This window comes from Aquincola sp. J276, assembly GCF_024700035.1.
GTDB classification, from domain to species: Bacteria; Pseudomonadota; Gammaproteobacteria; order Burkholderiales; family Burkholderiaceae_C; genus Aquincola; species Aquincola tertiaricarbonis.
The window spans coordinates 868561-886720 of sequence record NZ_JAJONC010000002.1 but is presented as its reverse complement, the minus strand read 5'-3'; the positions used below and the strand labels follow the sequence as shown (position 1 = coordinate 886720).

Annotated in this window: 18 protein-coding genes; 1 reads left to right on the top strand and 17 read right to left on the bottom strand. The window is 71.7% G+C overall.

Annotated features, from left to right (window positions below; all coding sequences use genetic code 11):
• Positions 1 to 7: 7 nt before the first annotated feature.
• A complete protein-coding gene (locus LRS14_RS21990) occupies positions 8 to 472 on the bottom strand; it encodes a hypothetical protein (RefSeq protein WP_257801111.1) in 465 nt (154 codons plus the stop codon).
• A 378-nt stretch (positions 473 to 850) separates the two neighbouring features.
• Here LRS14_RS21990 and LRS14_RS21985 point away from each other — a divergent pair, with 378 nt between their 5' ends.
• Positions 851 to 1495, top strand: coding sequence for a response regulator transcription factor (locus tag LRS14_RS21985; protein ID WP_257801110.1), 645 nt, complete (start codon positions 851 to 853; stop codon positions 1493 to 1495).
• Positions 1496 to 1533: 38 nt separating this feature from the next.
• On the opposite strand, the gene LRS14_RS30400 is transcribed toward LRS14_RS21985, so the two are convergent.
• The 16 genes from LRS14_RS30400 to LRS14_RS21900 all read right to left on the bottom strand — a co-directional run bounded on the left by LRS14_RS30400 (position 1534) and on the right by LRS14_RS21900 (position 18160).
• Positions 1534 to 3756: an ATP-binding protein gene (locus LRS14_RS30400; protein ID WP_310740866.1), complete on the bottom strand. Its 2223-nt coding sequence runs from the start codon at positions 3754 to 3756 to the stop codon at positions 1534 to 1536.
• A 47-nt stretch (positions 3757 to 3803) separates the two neighbouring features.
• The gene (locus tag LRS14_RS21970; protein ID WP_257801109.1) at positions 3804 to 4610 is read right to left on the bottom strand and encodes a hypothetical protein; all 807 of its coding nucleotides are present in this window, start codon (positions 4608 to 4610) and stop codon (positions 3804 to 3806) included.
• Positions 4611 to 4694: 84 nt separating this feature from the next.
• Positions 4695 to 5075, bottom strand: a complete 381-nt coding sequence (locus LRS14_RS21965) for a hypothetical protein (protein WP_052736206.1) — start codon at positions 5073 to 5075, stop codon at positions 4695 to 4697.
• Between the two features lie 549 nt (positions 5076 to 5624).
• Positions 5625 to 6410 (bottom strand): crotonase/enoyl-CoA hydratase family protein, encoded by a 786-nt coding sequence (locus LRS14_RS21960; RefSeq protein WP_046112488.1) that lies wholly within the window; start codon positions 6408 to 6410, stop codon positions 5625 to 5627.
• A 24-nt stretch (positions 6411 to 6434) separates the two neighbouring features.
• Positions 6435 to 7259: an acyl-CoA dehydrogenase family protein gene (locus LRS14_RS21955; protein WP_257801108.1), complete on the bottom strand. Its 825-nt coding sequence runs from the start codon at positions 7257 to 7259 to the stop codon at positions 6435 to 6437.
• 20 nt (positions 7260 to 7279) lie between these two features.
• On the bottom strand, positions 7280 to 8431 hold the full coding sequence (locus tag LRS14_RS21950; protein ID WP_257802198.1) for an acyl-CoA dehydrogenase family protein: 1152 nt from the start codon (positions 8429 to 8431) through the stop codon (positions 7280 to 7282).
• 15 nt (positions 8432 to 8446) lie between these two features.
• Complete coding sequence (locus tag LRS14_RS21945) at positions 8447 to 9670, bottom strand: CaiB/BaiF CoA-transferase family protein (protein ID WP_257801107.1); 1224 nt, start codon at positions 9668 to 9670, stop codon at positions 8447 to 8449.
• 3 nt (positions 9671 to 9673) lie between these two features.
• Entirely contained in the window at positions 9674 to 10477 is an 804-nt protein-coding gene (locus LRS14_RS21940; RefSeq protein ID WP_257801106.1) for an SDR family NAD(P)-dependent oxidoreductase, read from the bottom strand.
• Positions 10478 to 10488: 11 nt separating this feature from the next.
• Positions 10489 to 11586: a CoA transferase gene (locus LRS14_RS21935; protein WP_257801105.1), complete on the bottom strand. Its 1098-nt coding sequence runs from the start codon at positions 11584 to 11586 to the stop codon at positions 10489 to 10491.
• Between the two features lie 5 nt (positions 11587 to 11591).
• Complete coding sequence (locus tag LRS14_RS21930) at positions 11592 to 12929, bottom strand: phenylacetate--CoA ligase family protein (RefSeq protein ID WP_257801104.1); 1338 nt, start codon at positions 12927 to 12929, stop codon at positions 11592 to 11594.
• Positions 12883 to 13560: a TetR/AcrR family transcriptional regulator gene (locus LRS14_RS21925; protein ID WP_257801103.1), complete on the bottom strand. Its 678-nt coding sequence runs from the start codon at positions 13558 to 13560 to the stop codon at positions 12883 to 12885. The genes LRS14_RS21930 and LRS14_RS21925 overlap by 47 nt, the downstream gene beginning before the upstream one ends.
• 26 nt (positions 13561 to 13586) lie before the next feature.
• Positions 13587 to 14750 (bottom strand): acyl-CoA dehydrogenase family protein, encoded by a 1164-nt coding sequence (locus LRS14_RS21920; RefSeq protein WP_257801102.1) that lies wholly within the window; start codon positions 14748 to 14750, stop codon positions 13587 to 13589.
• Positions 14747 to 15772 carry a branched-chain amino acid ABC transporter permease gene (locus tag LRS14_RS21915; RefSeq protein WP_257801101.1) on the bottom strand — a complete coding sequence of 342 codons (1026 nt, stop codon included), beginning with the start codon at positions 15770 to 15772 and terminating at the stop codon, positions 14747 to 14749. The genes LRS14_RS21920 and LRS14_RS21915 overlap by 4 nt, the downstream gene beginning before the upstream one ends.
• Complete coding sequence (locus tag LRS14_RS21910; RefSeq protein WP_046112480.1) at positions 15772 to 16641, bottom strand: branched-chain amino acid ABC transporter permease; 870 nt, start codon at positions 16639 to 16641, stop codon at positions 15772 to 15774. Before LRS14_RS21910 ends, LRS14_RS21915 begins: the two co-directional genes overlap by 1 nt.
• Positions 16638 to 17369: an ABC transporter ATP-binding protein gene (locus LRS14_RS21905; RefSeq protein ID WP_257801100.1), complete on the bottom strand. Its 732-nt coding sequence runs from the start codon at positions 17367 to 17369 to the stop codon at positions 16638 to 16640. Before LRS14_RS21905 ends, LRS14_RS21910 begins: the two co-directional genes overlap by 4 nt.
• Positions 17366 to 18160, bottom strand: a complete 795-nt coding sequence (locus LRS14_RS21900; protein ID WP_257801099.1) for an ABC transporter ATP-binding protein — start codon at positions 18158 to 18160, stop codon at positions 17366 to 17368. Before LRS14_RS21900 ends, LRS14_RS21905 begins: the two co-directional genes overlap by 4 nt.

Sequence of the window (18160 nt, the reverse complement as noted above, 5' to 3'; positions counted from 1 at the left end):
GGTTCCTTCAGCGGGCCATCTGCATGCGGGCCCGCACCGTGCGGGTGGCGCCGGCGGGCACGTCGCCCAGCTGCCAGCGCAGGTAGCGGTAGTCAGCCACCGGCACGGGGCGCAGCACGCGTCGGCCGTCGGGCAGGGTGTGCGGGCGCAGCAGCGGCAGCGGCTCGAAGCGCTCGCCGTCCAGGCTCGCCAGCGTGGGCGCCGGCTCGGCGCTGCTGCCCGGCGCTGGCGGCAACCAGGCCAGTCCCTGGGCCGGCACCGGGATGGTGAGCTGCACGCCGCGCGCCACGGCAGCGGCGCCGTTCACATAGGTGGCGTGGTATTCCACCCGGTCGCCCGGCTGCACCCGCTGCAGCGGCTCCAGCCGTTCGGCACCGGGGTCGGCGCCCCGGGCCGGCTCCGCCACCACCTGCCACCCGGTCAACCGCACCTCGGCACCGGGCGGCGCCGCGTGGGCCGCCAGCGCCAGCATCCCGGCCATTCCTGCAAAGACAAACCGCTCGAACAACACCGTCTCCCGCGGCGGACACGGTGCCCACCTTCATGGGCCGCCAGTGTTTTGGAAACGGCCTGCCGGGGTTATCCGAAACCGGCTGATGCGGCCGTCTCGGCGCGGCTGCGAACCCGCGGAGCAGATGGCCCGCGCAGCCTTGGGAAGTTTTCCCGATGCACCGAACAGGGTTGGAAATACCGGACAGACGCCGCCGTCCAAACCTTGCTCAGCACCGCGAAGTTCTCATGAGCCGCATCAGCATCCGCGGGGTTTCCAACAACTGCATCTGGTAGATATTTGCCAGCGGGGAACTTAGATCGCCGGTCGTCCACCACCCCCAAACTAAATTGGAGACCGATGAATGCGCTGATCGTCGAAGACCTGGCCATCGTCCGAGCGGGCCTGCGCCGCATCATCGAGCTGCGCTGGCATGCCGCCACGGTGTGGGAGGCTGCCAGCCTGGCCGAAGGGCTGGCGCGGCTGGGCGAGCTAAAGCCCGACTTCATCCTGATGGATTCGTCGCTGCCCGACGCACAGGCCGCCGAAGGATTGGAACGGCTGCATGCAGCAGCCGATGGCACCCCCATCCTGATACTCAGCCTGAACAAGGATCTGACTTTCGCCCAGCAGCTGATGCTGCGCGGCGCCGCCGGCCACCTGGGCAAGGACACCACCGGCGAGGAACTGGTGCGCGCCATCGAGCGAATACTCACCGGGCTGAAATACGTCTCACCGGAATTGGCAGAGCGCATGCTGGCGCATTTGGAACAGGGCCGATCATTTTCCACCCAGCCGCATGAGCGGCTGACGGCCCAGGAATTCCGGGTGATGCTGCTGATCTGCGAAGGGCAGAAACCCGGCGAAATCGCCGCGGCGATGCGGCTGTCGCCCAAGACAGTTTCGAACTACCGCACCCGCATCCTGGAGAAGACCGGCTGGCGCAGCGATGCGGAGGTGGCGCGTTACTGCCTGCTGCACGGGCTGGTGGCGGGGCCGCGCTGAGCGCGGGCAGCCCCGCGAGGGCCGGCGCGGGTAGGTGCTCAGGGCCGGGGCGCCGGCTGCGGCCCGACGGCCGCCTGCTGCAGCGCGGCCAGCAGCGCGTCGATGGCGTAGGGCTTGCGCAGCACCCGCAGCTCGGTGTCCAGCGCCTGCGCGGTGAAGCCGGTGGCCACCAGGGCCGGCAGCCCCGGGCGGGCCTGGCGGGCCCAGCGCACCAGGTCGATGCCGTCCATGCGGCCCGGCATCACCACGTCGGTGAACAGCACGTCGAAGTGCTCCGGGCCCTCCAGCACCGTGCGGGCCAGGTCCGCGTTCTCGCACAGCCGCACCTGGTGGCCGGCCTCGGCCAGCGCCGGCATCACCACCGAGGCGGCCAGCGTGTCGTCCTCCACCATCAGCACCGCCAGGCCGCGCTCGGCCTGGCCGGCAGGCTGCGCCGCGGCGGGTGCGGCCGGCGCTGGCGGCGCCATGCCGCTGCGGGCCTCTGCCTGCGCCACCGGCAGCACCAGCATGGCCTGGGTGCCTGCACCGGGCGCGCTGGCCAGCCGCAGGTCGCCGCCCGACTGCCGTGCGAAGGCGCGCACCTGCGCCAGCCCCAGGCCGCTGCCCTGGCCCACCGGCTTGGTCGTGAAGTAGGGCTCCACTGCCTTGGCCAGCGTGTGCGCGTCCATGCCCTCGCCGGTGTCGGAGACGGTCAGGCTCAGGTACTCGCCGGGCGCCAGGCCCTGGATGTGCGCCGGCTCGGCGCGCTGGGCGGCCAGGGTCAGCTGTCCACCCTGCGGCATCGCGTCGCGTGCGTTGAAGATCAGGTTCAGCAGCGCCAGCTCCAGCTGCGTGGGGTCCACCAGCAGGGCCGGCAGCCCGGGCGGGATCTGCGCCTGCAGCGTGATGCGGTCCTGCAGCGACTTGCGCAGCAGCTCCTGCGCGCCCAGCAGCCAGTCGGCCAGCCGCACCGGCCGCGCCTCGGTGGCGGTCTCGCGGCCGAAGGCCTGCATCTGCCGCACCAGCCCGGCGGCCTTGGCGCTGGCGCCCAGCGCGGCTTCCAGGGCCCGCCGCTGCGGGCCTTCGGGCAGCTTGCGCAGCGTGAGCTGGATGCCGGCGCTGATGGTCTGCAGCAGGTTGTTGAAGTCGTGCGCAATGCCGCCGGTCAGCCGGCCGATGGCCTCGTGCTTCTGTGCATCCAGCAGCTTGCGCTGCGCCTGCTGGGCCTGCTGCACCGCGTCGGCCACGCGGCTGCGCAGCTCCTGCCGCGCCCGCTGCGAATGCACGCCGGCCCGGTGCAGCGCGCTGGCCACCGCATCGGCCTCGCGCACGCCGGTGGACAGCGGCGGCGGAACCGCGTCGTCTTCCAGCTGCCTGGCGGCGTCGCGCAGCTGCTCCATCGGCCGGCTGATGCGCCGGCTGGCCAGCAGCGCCACCGCCAGGCCCACCAGCAGCAGCGCGGCCGACGCGGCGGCGCCCTGCACCGTCAGCCGGTTGGCGGTCTGCGCCAGCGTGGCCAGCGGCAGCCCCACGGCGATGGTCCAGCCATGCCGGTTGGGCGGGCTCAGGTAGGTGAGGGAGGCCACGCCGTCCAGCGTCACCGATTCCGCGAAGCCCGACTGGCGCGCCTGCAGCCGCTGCAGCAGGCTGGCGTTGACGGGCATGCCCACCCAGCGCGCCGGATCGCGGTTGCGGGCGGCCACGGTATGGAACTGGTCGATGACCGCGGCCACCGCGCCGGCAGGGGTCTGGCTGCCTTCCAGCAGCGACTGCAGCACCGCCGCCCGGAAGCCCACGCCGATCTCGTAGCGCGGCTGCGGCGACATCTCGGCCGCGAACACACCCACCACCGGCTCGGTGCTCAGCGGCCCGCGGCGTGCGAAGCGCACCTGCGGCGGGCCCGGCAGCAGCGCGCGGCCCGGGTTCAGCCGGGGCACGCCCTCGCTGTCGAACGGGAAGCGGGTGTTGAGCAGCTGGCGGTCGCTGGAATTGAGCAGCACCCAGCTGTCGGTGCCGCGGGTAGCATCGCCCGCCTCGGCATGGAAGGCGCGCAGCGCATCGGCCCGCAGCGCAGCCGAAGCGCTCAGCGTGCGCGCCATCACCACCCGCAGGTCCAGCTCGCGTTCCACCTGCGCATTCAGCCGGTCGGCCTGCTGCTGGATGCGCTGCTGGGCGGCATCGGCCTCGCGCAGGTAGGTGCTGCGCGCCAGCAGGCCGAAGCCGGCGGCGGCCGGCAGCCAGGCGGCGAAGACGAGGAGGAGAAGGCGGGTGCGGATGCTCACGTGGACGACGGCGGGCCGTGGCGAAGCGCGCAGTGTCGCCGCGAGGCTCAGGCCGCCCGGCCGGCGCCGAGCAAGGCCTTGGCCGCCTCGATGCGCAGGGCCAGCGGTGCGGCGCCATCGTCCATCACCGAGCGCAGGAACCGCTCGGCCGCCGCCGGGGCGCCGTCTCCGCAGGCAGCGGGCGCCAGCGCGGGGGCGGAGGCGGAGGCGGGCAGGTCGCGGTTGGCCGGCGCGGGCGACCCGGCGGGCGGTGCCAGCGTCTGCAGCGCGGCCTGCCAGGCCTGCGGCGGCAGGCTGCGCAGGCCGGCCAGCAGGTCGGCCTGGCCTTCCGCGCTGGGCTGCAGGTCCAGCCAGGGGGTGTCTGCGAACACCGCGGCCAGGTCGGGCGCGATGAAGGCAGGCCAGCAGCCCGGCGACTGCGCCTGCTGGGACAGCACCGCGGCCGCGTTGCCCCAGTGCGGCGCTGCCCCGGCCGCGGCATCGGACGCGCGCGGCAACAGGGCCAGGCGCGGCGCCGCCACTTCGGACAGCCAGCGCCGGCGCAGGCCCTGCAGGAAGGCCTGGGCCTGCTCCACCGGCACCGGCTGCACCAGCGAGAACCACAGCTGCAGGCCTTCGCTGCCGTTGACGGCCACGGCCGGCGCCGGCAGGCCCAGCTCGGCCTGCACGCCCTGCCACACCGCGGCCAGCGCCGGCCAGTCGGCCGGCCGTGCCAGCTCCAGCACCAGCGCGCGCACCCGGCCCTGGTCGTCGGCCAAGGCGGAGGTGTCGACGGGGCTGCCCGGCGGGCGGGCTTCCGCGACCGGCGCGGCGGGCTGGAAGAGGCGGCGGAACTCGTCGTGCAGGCGGCTCATGTCAGGGCGCCGGAGGGCGCGGCGGCAACGGAGGACGGGCTGCACTGTAGCCAGCCCCGGCGCGCCTTGCCGGCGGCCGGCCGACTACAGCGGCGGATAGGCCGACAGCGGCTCGCCGGCCAGCACCTCGTAGGCGCCATGGTTGGCCAGGCTGAGCACCTGGCGGCGCGTGTACACCTGGTGCGGGCCGGGCACGAACACGCCGGCCGGCACCTCGGGCGCGCCGCCCATCGCCTCACGCGCGCGGAAATCGATCACGTAGCCGGGGTACTGCCAGCCCAGCTCCACCCACCAGTGGTTGGACAGCGTGCCCACGCCCTGCACGGCCAGCTCGCCGCGGCAGGTGCTGTGGGCCAGGCCTTCGCGCTGCAGCAGCGTGGAAGTCACCTGGGCCATGCCGTCGCAGCCCACCCGGAAACGCGAGGCGCGGGCCAGCCAGGCTGTGATTTCTTCGATGGTGGGCATGGGCGGGCATCCTCGGTTGGTAGCCGCCGCACGCAGCAACGGCCATGCCCTGCCACCCCCTAAATTGCCGGCGTGGCAGGCACGCCAAGTAGGCAGGCCACCTCCGCCAGGCTCACGGCAGGGTGCGCAGCCCTCGGGCGATGGTGGCCGACTGGCTGAGCAGCGCGTCCGCCGCCGTGGCGGTGAGGCGGCCGCCGGTGGCGGGCCGCCAGGGCCAGCGCATCGAAGCGCTGCAGCGCCGCCGATGCGAAATTGACGCTGTACGGCGCGGCCGGACCTGTCTCGGTGCCCGCCTGGGCCACCCGTGAAGGGCACCCACGCACCGATGTTGCCGCACTGCAGGCCATCAGCGCGGGCCACCGGCACGTCCGCCATCGCCAGGCGTCGGCAATGCTCGCCGTCGAAGCCGTCGGTGACGTCCAGCCATTCCACGACCCCGGTGCCGTTGAACCTGGCCGGTGGCGACCACGTTGGCATTGGCGGCACGGTGCTGGTCACCGTTGCGTCATAGGTCTTGGCCTGGCCTTCCAGGTTGAACTCGTCCTCCACCTACTTGCGCGAGCGGTTGACGAATCCCATGACCGCCGCCTTGTGCTCTGCCGTCTTGTGGGCCAGCGCCTGCGCGCCGGCCGACAGCTCCAGCACCGTGTCCAGGTTGTGCTGCTGGCCTTCGCGCAGCAGCCGCTTGGTCAGGCGCAGCGTGGGCCCGGGGTTGGCGGCGATGCGCTCGGCCAGCCTCATCGCCTCGGCCCGCAGCGCATCGGGCGCCACCACCCGCGAGACCAGGCCGCATTGCAGTGCCTCGGCCGCGCCGATGGCGTCGCCGGTGAAGCTCATCTCCAGCGCCTTCGACAGGCCCACCACCCGCGGCAGCAACCAGGCCCCGCCGTCGCCGGGCACGATGCCCACCTTGATGAAGCTCTCGGCAAAGCTGGCGGTGTCGCTGGCGATGCGGATGTCGCACATGCAGGCCAGGTCGCAGCCGGCGCCCACCGCCGGGCCGTTGACGGCGGCAATGGTCGGCACCTCCAGGTTGTAGAGCGCCTTGGTCAGCCGCTGGATGCCGAAGCGGTACTCGTCGCGGATCATCGCGGGCGTGATGGCGTCGTCGAAGAAGCGCTGCATGTCCTTCACGTTGCCGCCGGAGGAAAACACCGGCCCGGCGCCGGTGAGCACCACCACCTGGATGCCGGCGTCGCGCGCCACCTGCTCGGCCAGCGCGACGAACTCGGCCACCGCGCTGTTGCCGGTGAGCGCATTGCGCGTCTCGGGCTGGTTCATCGTGACGGTGAGGATGCCGCCGGCTCGTTCGGTGTGCAGGAAGGGTAGGGTCATGGGTGACTTGTCTAGACAGGTGATTCAGAGGACCGCGGCGCGGGCCGTGGTGGCCAGCACGAAGTCGACCGCGGGCGGGCCGCCGGCGGCCTGCCAGTGGCGGGCCACCTGCTGGGCCCAGTGGCCGGGCGAGCCGGCCGCGGTGCGCCAGGCCAGCAGCCGTCGGGTGTAGAGCTGCAGGTCGAACTCGGCGGTGACGCCGATGGCGCCGTGCACCGCATGGGCGCTGGCGGCCAGCACCGCGGCGGCTTCGCCGGCCACGCTCATCGCCATCGCCGCCAGCGTCCGGTCGGGCCGGATGCCTTCGGCGGCAAACGCCATCTGCGCGGCCATGCGGGCGCTGCAGGCCTGCTCGGCCATCACGGCCAGCTGGTGCTGCACCGCCTGGAAGCTGCCGATCGGCTTGCCGAACTGCACCCGCTGCTGCGCATGGGCGATGGCCATGGCCAGCACCTGGGCGCCGGCACCGGCGATCAGCGCGCTGTGGATCGCCGCCTGCAGCAGCCGGCGTTCGTCGGCGGCCAGCAGGTCCGCCGCAGCGTCGAGGCTCAGCGGGCCGTCGGGCGCGCTGCGGCCGGCCTGGGCGAACAGCGCCCGCACCAGCATCGTCTCGGAAAAGGGCAGCGGCAGCGCATGGCGGCCGCAGGCCTGCACCAGCGGGCCCACGTCGCGCAGGGCCAGGCCGGCGCCGCCCTGGGCCTCGGGCACCAGCGCATCGGCAAAGCCGGAGTCGTGCAGCGCCTGCCACAGCGCGTCGGTGGGCCCGCCCGCGTCGATGCGGCGAACCGCGTCGGGCGTGCACACACCGGCCAGCAAGGTGTCGAAGGCAGCTTCGAATTCGTCGTGCATGGGTTGTCCTTGCAGGCGCTTCAGCGCAGGCCGAGGCCGCGGGCGATCATGCCGCGCAGCACCTCGCGCGTGCCGCCGCGCAGTGAATAAGTGGGTGCGATCTGGGCCACGTAGGCCAGCGTGCGCAGCAGGCCGTCGGGCAGCACCGCGTCGGGCTCGTCGCCCAGCACGTCGGCGATGGCCTCGGGCAGCAGCTGTTCCAGCGTGGTGCCGGCGTCCTTCACCAGCGCAGCCTCGATCACCGGGCTGTGGCCCTGCGCCAGCAGGCCGTTGACCGAGACCGACAGCCCGCGCAGCACCGTCATGGCCGACAGCACCCGGCCGGCCAGCGCCATCGAGCGCTGCGACGGCGTGGGCTGCGTGCGCAGGTGCTTCAGCCACTCGTCCAGCAGCACCACGCTGGAGTAGATGCGCTCCGGGCCCGATCGTTCGTAGGCCAGCTCCGAGGTCACCTGCATCCAGCCGTCGCCCTCGTTGCCGATGAGCGCGTCTTCGGCCAGTTCCACGCCGTCGAAGAACACCTCGCAGAAGTGCGCATCGCCGGTCAGGTCGGTGATCGGGCGGATGGTGATGCCCGGCAGCTTCAGGTCCACGATCACCTGTGAAAGGCCCTGGTGCCGGCTGCCGGCATCGCCCGAGGTGCGCACCAGCGCGATCATGTAGTGCGAGTGATGGGCATTGGTGGTCCAGATCTTCTGGCCATCGAGCCGCCAGCCGCTGGCGGTGCGGGTGGCGCGGGTGCGCACGCTGGCCAGGTCCGAGCCGCTGCCCGGCTCGCTCATGCCGATGCAGAAGAAGGCCTCGCCGCGGCAGATGCGCGGCAGGTAGAAGGCGGCCTGCGCGGGCGTGCCGAACTTCAGGATGTGCGGAGCGCTTTGCCGGTCGGCGATCCAGTGCGCGGCCACCGGTGCGCCGGCGCGCAGCAGTTCTTCCACCAGCACGAAGCGCGCGAACAGGCTGCGGCCGGCGCCGCCGTGTTCCTTCGGCAGCGTCAGGCCGATCCAGCCGCGCTCGCCCAGTGCGCGGCTGAAGGCGGCGTCGAAGCCGCTCCACGAGCGTGCGCGGCGCTCGGGCGGCATGCCGGCGGTGGCTTCTTCAAGAAAGGCCCGCACCGGCGCGCGCAGCGCTTCGTCCTCGGCGGGCAGGGCGGTGAGGCCCAGGTTGTCGAACATCATGGTCGGGGCTCTTCAGATGACTTTTTGCGCACGCAGCGCGTCGATGCGAGCGGGCTCCAGGCCCAGCGTGTGCTGCAACACCTGCGTGGTGTGCTGCCCCAGCGTGGGCGGCGCCTGCCGGTAGTCCACCGGCGTGGCCGAGAGCTTGATCGGGTTGGCCACCAAGGGAATAGGGCCGGCGGTGGCATGCGTCACCTCGACCTTCATGCCCCGCTGTTGCACCTGCGGGTCGGCGAACACCTGGGCCATGTTGTTGATCGGGCCGCAGGGCACCTCGGCGGCCTCCAGCGCGGCCACCCAGTCGGCGGTGCTTCGCTCGAGCGTCAGCTCGCGCAGCAGCCGCACCAGCTCCACCCGGTTCGCGACCCGGGCCAGGTTGGTGGCAAAACGTTCGTCCTTCGCCCACTCGGTCCGCCCCAGCACGCCGGCCAGCCGCGCGAACTGCGCATCGTTGCCCACCGCGATGATCACGTCGCCATCGGCGGTCGGAAAGTCCTGGTACGGCACCACGTTCGGATGGCCGTTGCCAAGCCGGCGCGGTGGCGTGCCGCCGTACAGGTAGTTCATCGCCTGGTTGGCCATGCAGGCCACCTGCACGTCGAGCAGGGCCAGGTCGATGTGCTGGCCTTCGCCGGTGCGGTCCCGGTGCGCCAGCGCGGCCTGGATGGCGTTGGCGGCATACAGGCCGGTGAGGATGTCGGTCACCGCCACGCCCACCTTCAGCGGGCCGGCGCCTTCCTCGGCATCGGCGCGGCCGGTCACGCTCATCAGGCCGCCCATGGCCTGCACCAGGAAGTCGTAACCCGCGCGCGGCGCATAGGGCCCGGTCTGGCCGAAGCCGGTGATCGAGCAGTACACCAGCCTGGGGAACTCGGCTTTCAGCGAGGCGTAGTCCAGCCCGTACTGCGCCAGGCCGCCGAGCTTGTAGTTCTCGATCAGCACGTCGGCCTGCGCCACCAGCGCACGCACCAGCTGCTGGCCTTCGGGCTGGGTGATGTCGATGGTCACCGACTGCTTGTTGCGGTTGGTGCACAGGTAGTAGGCCGCGTCGCGGGTGGGCTGGCCCTGGCTGTCCTGCAGGAAGGGCGGGCCCCAGCTGCGGGTGTCGTCGCCCACGCCGGGGCGTTCCACCTTGATGACTTCCGCGCCCAGGTCGGCCAGCAGCTGGGCCGCCCAGGGGCCGGCCAGCACGCGGGACAGGTCCAGCACCTTGAGATGGGAGAGTGCGCCGGCCATGCGTCAGGCCGCCAGCATGTGCAGGCCGCTGCCCAGGTGGGCCGCACCGTCGATCTGGATGAGCTGGCCGGTCATCAGCTTGCCCGCCGGGCTCGCGAGAAATGCCACCAGCTCGGCCACCTCGTCCACCTGCGTGGGCCGGCCCATCGGCGTGGCCTTGACCAGTTGGTCGAGCATGGCCTGCGCGGCTTCGCCGGCCAGCCCTTCGGTGATCACCGCGCCGGGGCCGATGCAGTTGAGCGAGATGCGGTCGCAAGCCCATTCCAGCGCCAGCGTGCGCATCAGGCCCAGCACGCCGGCCCGCGCGGCGATGGAATGGGCGATGCCCATTGAGCCGCGGTCCACACCCGACAGCGAGATGTTGACCACCGCACCCTGCCGCGCCTTCAGGTACGGATAGGCCGCCTTGGTGACGACGAAGATGGCCGACAGGTTGACGTCGATCACCGCATCCCAGCCGCGGCGGCTGATGCCGGTGGCCGGCGCGAAGAACTGGCCGCCCGCGTTGTTGACCAGCAGGTCGATGCCGTGCGCCTCGCCCACCTGGCGCACCAGCGCCTCGATGGCCTCGGTCTCGCGCACGTTGCACGGCGCATGGCGGAAGGTGCCGGGCAGGCCGGCGGCCAGATCGGCCGTCTCGGCCAGCGCCTCGGGCCGGCGGCCGGTGCCGAACACGTCCATGCCCAGGCCCAGCAGCCGCAGCGCGATGCCGCGGCCGATGCCGGAGCCGGCGCCGGTGATGAAGGCGCTGCGGCCGGCATGCAGGCCGGGGCGCAGCACGTGGAAGTCGGTCGGGATGTCGGTCATGCTCGGTTCCTTCAATCCAGATCAGGCAGCGGCCGGCGTGGGCCGCCGATGGCAGGCGTGGCGCTGCGCGGCAGGCGCCGGCCATCGAAGAGGGCGGGCGCGGCGGGCACATGCTCGCCGCTGGGCAGCGCCTGGCTCACGGCGCCCGGTCGCATGGCACGGATGAGCTGCAACGCTTCTTCCGGCGGGCGCACGTTGCCGGCCGGAATCTGCAGCGCCTGCATGCGGCGCAGCACGTCTTCGCGCGCTTGCGGCAGCGTCCAGGCTTCCACCAGCGCATCGAACTCGCCGGCGCGGTGGATGCGTTCGGCAATCGGGGCGTCAGCCGCATCGGGCGCCACCAGCGGCTTCAGCCGCGCCCAGTAGGCATCCAGCCCGCCCAGGATGTAGACGAAGCCGTCGGCGCAGCGGTAGATGCTGGAAGGTGCCGAGGCGCGGTCGCGGTTGCCCATCGGCGGCGCCAGCGCATCGCCTTCGCTCATGGCCAGCACCATCGGGCCGACCATCATCGCCACCGCGGCTTCCATCATCGACAGGTCGATCAGGCAGCCGCCGCGGGCCGGGTCCAGCATCGCCATCGCGCAGACGAAGCCGGCATACAGGCCGCTGAACATGTCCACCGGCCAGCCGGTGGCCAGGCGCGGCGTGCCGTCCTCGTTGCCGTTGAGCAAAGCGAAGCCCGATTCGCATTGCGCGATGGTGTCCATGCACACGCGGCTGTCCTGCTGGCCGTAGCCGGAGATCAGCACCACCACCAGGTGTGGAAACCGCGCCCGCAGCGTGGGCCCGTCCAAGCCCAGGCCCTGCAGCGAACCGGGTGCCAGGTTGCAGACGAAGGCGTCGGCTTCCTGCAGCAGCGCATCGAAGGCCGCGCGCTCCGCCGGCTCGCGCAGGTTCAGCACCCGGCTTTGCTTGCCGGTGTTAAAGCTGCGGGCGTAGTAGCTGCCGAAGGCATTGCCCGGCAGCGTTCGCGCGCCGTCACCGGCAGCGGATTCCACCTTGGTGACCTCGGCGCCGAAGTCGGCGAGGTACATCGCCGCGGTGGGCCCGGCGATGAACTGCGACAGGTCGACCACCTTGCGGCCGGCCAGGGTGCGGGGCAGCGGCATGCGGCCTACTCGTGGATGACGCGCTTGGCCTTGTGCACCGTGCGCGGCAGCGTGCCGGTCGGCACCACCTCCACATGGAAGCGCACCTGCAGCTTCTCGCGCAGCCGCTGCGACAGGCGTTCGCCCAGGTCGGCGCTGGGCTCGCCGGAAGCGGGCTCCACCCGCAGCTTCACCCCGGTGAGGAAGCCGGTCTTCGGGTCCTTCACGCTGGCATCGGTCACCAGCAGGTATTCATTGCTCAGGCCGGGGAAGGCCCGCACGATGTCTTCCACCGCGGTGGGAAACAGGTTCACGCCGCGGATGATCATCATGTCGTCGGCGCGGCCCAGCACGCCGCCCTTCAGCCGCGCATGGGTGCGGCCGTCGGGCGCGGTGCCGCTGTCGCGCACCACCATGTCGCCGGTCCACCAGCGCACCAGCGGGCAGGCCTGCTTGTCGAGGTGGGTCAGCACCAGCACGCCGCGTTCGCCGTCGGCCACCGGCTCCTGGGTGTCGGGGTGCAGGATCTCGACGTAGATGAAGTCCTCGGCCAGCGTGGGGCCGAGCTGCAGTGCGGTGTCCCAGCCGATGGGCTGGCATTCCAGCGCGCCGTAGCAGTCGAACATCTTCGCGCCCCATTGCCGCTCGATGCGCTCGCGCGTGCCGGGGATGCTGGCGCCGGGCTCGCCGCCCACGCACACCATCTTCACCTGCGAGGTGGTGAGGTCGCGGCCCAGCTTCTCGGCCGCCTCGGCCATGTGCGCCATGAAGGACGGCGTGCCGATCACGCAGCGGCTGCCGTAGTGGAAGATGCTGTCGATCTGCCGTTCGGTGTCGCCGGACGAGGCCGGGATCACCAGCGCGCCCAGGTGCTGCGCGGCCAGCGTGGCGCCCAGGCCGCCGACGAACCAGGCGTAATTGAACATGCACTGGAACACGTCGCCGCGGCGCAGGCCCTGGGCGTAGAGGTAGCGGGCGTAGAGGTCGGCCCAGCGGTCGATGTCCGCCTGGGTCCACAGCACCGGCGCGGGTGCCGCGGTGGTGCCGGAGCTGAAGTGCACCCGCACCGCCTCGCCGGGTTGGACGGCGGCCAGGTTGCCGAAGGGCGGCTCGGCGGCCAGGCCGGCCACGTAGTCGGACTTGCGGGTGAAGGGCAGCTTGCGCAGGTCGGCAAAGCTCTTGAAGTCGCCGGGCTGGAAGCCGTGGTCGGCGAACACCTTCCTGTAGTGCGTGCTGGTCTGGCCTACACGCTGCAGCTGGTGGCGCAAGGCATCGAGCTGGAAGCTTTCGATGCGGTCGCGCGACCAGGTCTCTCGTTCATCCCAGATCGTGTCGGAGAAGGGGGCTTTGTCGTGCTGCTTCATGGGGTGGCACTTTCAGGAGCCCGCGCAGCGCATAGGCGGCGAGCACATGGGCGATCTCGTCGATGGCTTCGGCGCTTTGCAGCCGGCGCTGGCTGAACCACACGGTGGCCCAGTTCAGCGCCCCGAAGAAGGGCTTGGTGGCCAGCTTGGCCGGCAGGTCGATGAACACGCCTTCGCGGATGCCCGCGTCGATCACCTCGGCGAACAGGGTCTCGTAGTCGTCGCGCATCTTCACCACCGAGCGCAGCCGCTTGGTGGCGGCCGAGGCGCCCAGCAGGTGGCGCTCCAGGCCCTGCACGGCCACCTTCTGCATCGGCAGCTCGTTCAGGATGATCTGCGTGTGGCGCAGCGCCATGGCCGACAACCGCTCGATCGCGCTGCCGGCGCTGCGGGCGATCGGCTCCACCTCGTCGTTCAGCCGGGTCATCGCGGCCACCTGCACATCGAAGAACAGGTCGGCCTTGCTGCGGTAATGGTGGTAGATGCGGCCCTTGGTGGCGCCCAGCTTCTCGGCCACCGCGTCGATGGAGGTGGCGGCGAAGCCGTACTCCATGAAGAGTTCGGCCGCCGCGCGCAGGATCTCCTCGCGCGAATCGTTGCCCGTTGCCTTTTGCAGCGCCTGTTCCGCCATGTTCGCTTCGCCTGTGGTGTCGTGGGTCAATGGGCCCGTTCTTCGGCCTCCTTGCGCACCGCGCGCGACAGCACGAGCCGCTGGATCTCGGAGGAGCCCTCGTAGATCTCGAGGATGCGCTGGTCGCGGTACAGCCGCTCGGCCACCGTCGGCTTGCAGTACCCCAGCCCACCCCAGATCTGCACCGCATTGTCGGCCGCCCGGTGGGCCACCTCGCTGGTGAAGAGCTTGGCCATCGCGCCCAGGTTGGACACGTCCTCGCCGCGGTCATACGCCCGTGCGGCCTCGTACAGCACCATGCGGGCGGCGGAGATCTCGGTGGCCATGTCGGCCAGCTTGAAGCCGATGCCCTGGTTCTCGCCGATCGGCTGGCCGAAGGTCTTGCGGGCCACGGCGCGGCTCGAAGCCTCGCGGTAGGCGGCCAGCGCCAGGCCCAGGCTCTGGGCCGAGACCATGATGCGGCCGACGTTCAGCGTCTGCAGCGCGAGCCGCAGCGCGCGGTTGGGCTCGCCGATGCGGGCACTCTCGGGCACCACCAGGTCCACCTTGAGGTTGCTGGTCTGGGTGCCGCGGATGCCCATCTTGTCGTTCAGCTCGTCGATGACGGCGCCGGGCTCTTCCTTGTCGACCATGAAGGCGCTGATGCCCCGGCCGCCCGCGGCCGGGTCGGTCTTGACGAACACCACGTAGTAGCGCGATGCACCGCCGTTGCCGATCCAGTACTTCTCGCCCTTCAGGCGCCAGCCGTCGCCTTCCTGCGTGCCGGTGGCCTCGATGGCCGCGGCGTCGGAGCCGGCGATGCGCTCGGACAGCGCGAAGCTGGTGGCGCGGCCCTGCGTCATCTCGCGCAGGTAGAAGTCCTTCTGCGCATCGGTGCCGGCCAGCAGGATGGGGAAGGCGCCCAGCTGATAGGCGCACATGATGGCGGCGGTGGAGGCACAGTGCATGCCCAGCGTCTCCACCGCGGCCACGGTGGCCACCAGGCTGGCGCCTTCACCGCCCCACTGCCTGGGCAGGAACAGGCCGGTGAACTTGTGCTCCACCAGCGCCTCGATGGTTTCCCAGGGGTAGCGCTGGTCGCGGTCCAGCTCGGGGGCCAGCGGTGCGAAGCGTTCGCGGCCGAGCTGGTCGGCCAGCGCTTGCCAGCGCGCCGAGGTGTCGTCGAGGGCGGGTTTCCAGATGACGCTCACTTGAGTTCTCCAACGGGGGGTGGGGTGGCGGCCGTGCGGGGTGCCGCGGGGCGCGGGCCGAACAGGCGCTTGAGGGGCCGCGCCAGGCCCATCAGGCCCTGCGGGAAGAAGGCGAGCACGGCGATGAGCACGGTGCCCAGGATGATCTTGTCGACGTAGCCGCCCAGCGAGAAGAACTTCTCCTGCACCAGCACCAGCGCGGTGGCCAGCAGCGGCCCCAGCAACTGGCGGCGGCCCACCAGCACCACGGCGGTGAGCATCAGGATGAGGAAGTAGTTCTCCAGCACGTCGGCGCTGACGTAGGCGCGCTGGTAGGCATACAACCAGCCGGCCGCGGCGCTGATCGGCGCCGACAGCAGGAACACCTGCAGCCGCACCCGCGCCGGGTCGATGCCGCCCATGGTGGCCAGCCGCGGATTCAGGTGGGTCATGATGGCCGCCGCGCCCAGCCTTGAATGGCGGAAGCGGTCCACCAGGTACACCGTGGCCAGCAGCAGCGCAAAGGCATAGGGCCACAGCTCGCGGTCGTTGCGCGCAGTGAGCGTGAGGCCGGCGAAGGAGAGGTCCAGCAGCGGGATGCCGCGCAGACCGTCGGAGCCGCCGAGGAACTGCCAGTTGGCCGCCAGCGACATCGCCACCACCGCCACCGCATAGGTGACCAGCGAGAACACGAACTCGCGCAGCCGCAGCGTCACCAGGCCGATCAGCAGCGCGAGCAGCAGTGCCACCACGATGGTGCCGCCCAGCGTGGCCCAGGCACCGAAGCCGCCGCGCGTGGCCAGCAGTGCGGTGGTGTAGCTGCCCGAGGCGAAGAACACGGTGTGCGCCAGGCTCACCTCGCCCAGGTCGGACACCACGATGTCCAGGCCATAGGCCATCACCGCGAAGATGGCGATCAGCACCGCGGCGCTGTAGACCGAGCCACTGCCGCCGAACAGCATCGGCGCGGCCAGCACGAGGGCGGCGGCCAGCGGCAGGCCGACGGTGCGCGCCATGGAGCGCGGGTGTTGTGCGTGCTGCATCAGTGCGCTCCTGCCGGGCCGGCGCTCAGGCCGCGGGGCCGCAGCACCAGCAGCGCGATCAGCACCAGGAAGGCCGCGGCGGTGGTGTAGGCGGGTGACACCAGCGCACCGAACAGCGCGGTGAACAGGCCCAGCGCCACGCCGGCGAAGTAGCTGCCCTTGACGCTGCCGATGCCGCCGAACACCACCACCACGAAGGTCATGATCACTTCCTCGAAGCCCATGGAGGTGAGGATGGGCGTGCGCGGCGCCACCATGCCGGCGGCGAAGGCCACGGCCGCCCCTTCGAAGGCGAACACGCCGTAGTACACCCGCCGCACGTTCACGCCGGCCAGCTGCGCCAGCTTGGGGTCCTCGGCCACCATGTGCACCAGGCGGCCGATGCGGGTGCCGTCCAGCAGCCACTTCAGGCCGATGAACACCACGATGGCGGCGATGACGATGGCCGCGTCCTGCCAGGTGAGCCACAGCTCGCCGAAGTTGATCTCGCGGCGCGACAGCGGCGTGTCCAGGATCTGCCCGGTGGAGCCGAAGATGAGCGCCGCCGCGCCGTGCAGCACATGGCCGAAGCCCAGCGTCATGATCATGATCGACACCAGGTTCTGCTCGAAGGTGGCCTTGAGCATCACCCGCTGCATCAGCAGCCCGAACAGCGCGCCGATGACCATGGCCACGGGCACCGCCAGCAGGTAGGGCACGCCGGCCTTGGCCACCGCCCACCAGGTGACGAAGGCGCCCAGCATGTACATCTGGCCGTGGCCGAAGTTGACCAGCCGCGCCACGCCCAGCAGCAGCGTCCAGCCGATGGCCACCAGCGCATAGGCATGGCCCAGCACCAGGCCGTTGATGACTTGTTGCGAGAGGTTCATGCGTGCGCCCCCAGGTAGGCCTGCGCGATGCGCGGGTCGCTGCCCATCGTGGCGGCGGGGCCTTCCAGCACCACGCGGCCGCGTTCCAGCAGCACCAGGCGGTCCACCACCTCGATGGCGGCGCGCACGTTCTGCTCCACCAGCAGGATGGTCAGGCCGGCGGCGGCCAGGGTGCGCAGGGTCTGCAGCACCTGCGCCACCAGCTGCGGCGCCAGGCCGATGGAGGGCTCGTCCAGCAGCAGCAGCTGCGGGCCCATCATCAGCGCACGGCCGATGCCCAGCATCTGCCGCTCGCCGCCCGACAGCTGCGACCCGAGGTGGCCACGGCGTTCCTTCAGCCGCGGGAACAGCATGTAGATCTCGTCGCGGCTGTAGATGCGCCGCCCTTCGGCCGCCACCGGCGCGAAGGCGGTGGACAGGTTGTCCTCCACCGTCATGCGGCTGAACACCAGCCGGCCCTCGGGCACCAGCGCCAGCCCGGCGCGGATGCGCTCGTGCGGCGCCCAGCCGTCGATGCGGCGGCCGGCCAGCGACACCTCGCCGCCCACCGTCGGCTCGCCGCGCGACCAGCCGGCCAGCGCGTTCACCAGCGTCGACTTGCCCGCGCCGTTGGCGCCGACCACGCCCACCACCTCGCCGCGCTGCACCCGCAGGCCCGCCACGTCGAGCGCCTGGTTGCCGGCATAGGCCACCTGCAAACGCTTCACCTCCAGCAGCGGGCCGTTCATGCCGCCACCTCTTCGGCCCGCGGCGTGGCGGCGCCCAGGTAGGCTTCCAGCACGCGAGGGTCGTTGCGCACCTCGGCCGGCGTGCCGTAGGCCAGTTGGCGGCCGAGGTCGAGCACGCAGATGCGGTCGGCCACGGCCATGATCAGCTCCATGTGGTGCTCGATCACGACCAGCGCCACGCCCTCGCGCTTGAGCTCGCCCAGCAGCTTCACCAGCTGCGCCATGTCCTCGCCGCCCAGGCCGGCAGCCGGCTCGTCCAGCAGCAGCACGGCCGCGCCGTCGCCATAGGCGAGCGCGATCGACAGCATGCGCTGCACGCCGTAGGGAATCTCCTTCGGGCTCATCGCGTGATAGGCCTCCGGCACGCCGAAGCGCACCAACTGCCGGGTGGCGAAGTCGGCCGCGGCATGCCGGCGGCGCGCCGCCCCGACCGGGTTGAACACGCTGCCCGCCAGGCCGGCATGGGCGCGCTGGCCCAGCACGGCCACCAGGTTGTCGCGCACGCTCAGGTCGTCGAAGAAGGCGTTCTGCTGGAAGGCGCGCTTCAGTCCCAGCGCGGCCAGGCCATAGGGCGGCACGGCGGTCACGTCCTGACCGCCCAGCGTCACCCGGCCGACGCGGCGCACCATCGCCGTCACCGCGTCGTAGCAGCTGCTTTTGCCGGCGCCGTTGGGGCCGATGATGCCGAGCAGCTCGCCCGGCGCCACCGACCAGCTCACGCCGTCCAGCGCCACCAGCGCGCCGTAGCGCACGCCCAGGCCTTCCACGGCCAGGGCCGTGGTGGAAGGCAT